General features: G+C 48.7%; 2 protein-coding genes. Both read right to left on the reverse strand.

Going from position 1 to position 2,118, the window contains the following annotated elements; genetic code table 11:
- A partial coding sequence (locus AC1WIP_RS14950; protein WP_481142578.1) for a carbohydrate ABC transporter permease occupies positions 1-514 on the reverse strand: 514 nt, incomplete at its 3' end.
- Positions 515-588: 74 nt separating this feature from the next.
- Complete coding sequence (locus AC1WIP_RS14955; protein WP_481142579.1) at positions 589-2,010, reverse strand: ABC transporter substrate-binding protein; 1,422 nt, start codon at positions 2,008-2,010, stop codon at positions 589-591.
- Positions 2,011-2,118 lie beyond the last annotated feature (108 nt).

The raw sequence follows: 2,118 nt of genomic DNA on the forward strand, positions 1-2,118 counted from the left end.
CCACAAGGGATATATTATTGATATTGGTGTCCCTCAGCCAAAAAGGAAGCTGGTTCAATTCAAAGCCGCACCACTGCAGCACCGTATCAAGCACAAAGCCCCTGGTGTAGAAAAACTTGAAGATGAAGCCTATGGCAATGCCGTTGATCAGATAGGGGAAGAAAATGGCCCCCTTAAAAAAGCTGCCGCCCCTCACCCGGAAACTTAAAAGCGTTGCAAAGTACAACGCAAGCATAAGCTGCCCCCCCGCTCCCGCCATATAATAAAAGCTCAGCTTCAGCGCCCCAAAGCAGTCGTCTCTCCGGAAAACGTCTATGTAATTCTGAAGTCCCACCCAGGTTCTTGTTCCGGTATATCTCATGTTATAAAAGCTGAAATTCACCATTTCCCCGAAGGGAAGATAGGTGAACACAAAAAGCAGTAAAAGGGGCACCGCCATAAATGTGAAAATCACCAGAAATCTCTGCACCTTTCTTCCCTTAAACCACCTTGCAAAATCAAAACCTGTTTTCATATATCCTTACGCCCTTTCTGTCCCTTTTGGGGCCTTTGGCACAATGCGGGGGCAATGCCCCCGCACTTTTTTACTTACTGCGCTTCGATTCCCAGTGTAGTCTGTGCGTCGCTCCATGCCTGGTTCCAGGATTCCATGATCTCGTCATAGCTCATATCGCCCTGGGCCGCATGCTCTACGATCTCCATGATCTTCCTGTTTCCACCGGCGTTGATCATCAGCTCGGACTGCGTATTCAGATCGTTCAGATAGGTCTCTTCTCCCGGAAGGGCCGCTTCATCCGCCACAAATTCTATGCCGTCAAAAGCGGAATACAAATCGGGATAAGACCCGTTTACGTCGATGGGAATGCCGCCCTCGGAATAAGAGAAATTGGAAAGATTGGTGAGCCATTTCACATAAACCATGGCAGCCTTTTTGTTGTCATCAGAGGACTGCACGTTAATGCCATAGCTGTAATCCGGTCCTGCGGAAGCATACTGTTTGCCATCCACGGTGATGGGGAAGGACATATAGCCAATATCATCGCCGTTGGGTCCTGCCTCCACCATCTGAGAGTAGGCCCAGGAGCCAAGCACCATGCAGCCGATCTCTCCGTTGTTGATCATGCCCTTGCAGCCCTCCCAGTCCGTAGTGGTGTAATCCTCTTCGGTATATCCCAGGGCAACCGCATCATAGAGAATCTTATACACCGCATAGGGGCCCGTGCCGTCGCCTCTGTCAGAAAAAGGCGAAGCGCTGTGAATCAGCTCCTGATTCATAAAGGCTGCGCTTCCTGTTGCGGAGCCTCCGATATAGGCGTCCCATGCTCCCATGGTCCACTCAGCCGCATAGTTGGTATACAGAGGAATCACATCGGGACTGCTCTCCTTGATGGCCTGCAGTGCAGACATAAATTCGTCGGGCGTAGCTGGCAGCTGCGTAATTCCTGCGTCTGCAAATACCTGCTTATTATATACGATGCCCTGGGCATTCCCGGTGGAAGGAATCCCATACACCAGATCGTCAAACACCCAGGTGTTTGCAAACCGTACCTGTTCACTGACGGTTTCCAGATCGCCATAGGGTACGAAATAAGTGCCAAGGTCCTTTTTGTCCACTGCGGGAATCATCATAATATCCCAGTCAGACTGTTCAATACGAAGCAGCGCCTGCTCTGCATAATCAGTGATGGTTTCATATTCTACCGTAATATTGGGATACATTTCATTGAACGCTGCAATATACTCGGGGAACTTGGTGTCCGCCAGATCTGTCCTGTGAGACATTACCTTTATAGATGCCGTCAAGTCCGCATAGGTCTCTCCCAGTACGATATCCGTATAGCCCAGCTCCTCTTCCAAAACATCCGCCCCGCCGCTTTGCGTTTCCGTGCCCTCTTTACTGTCAGCAGTGGTACTGCTCTGCGCTGTCTGTGCGGTTTCATTGCCGCAGCCTGCCAGAGAACAGGTAAGCGCCGCTGCCAGAGACAATGCCATAACCTTTTTCAGTTTCATAATATAACCCTCCTTTAATTTTTGTTAACTTCTTGTTAACTTAAATTTATTTTACATTAAATTTATTATTAGTCATCTGCATTAATTGTTTTTTATATCCTATTATTG

The sequence above is a fragment of the Acetatifactor sp. genome (assembly GCF_982438285.1).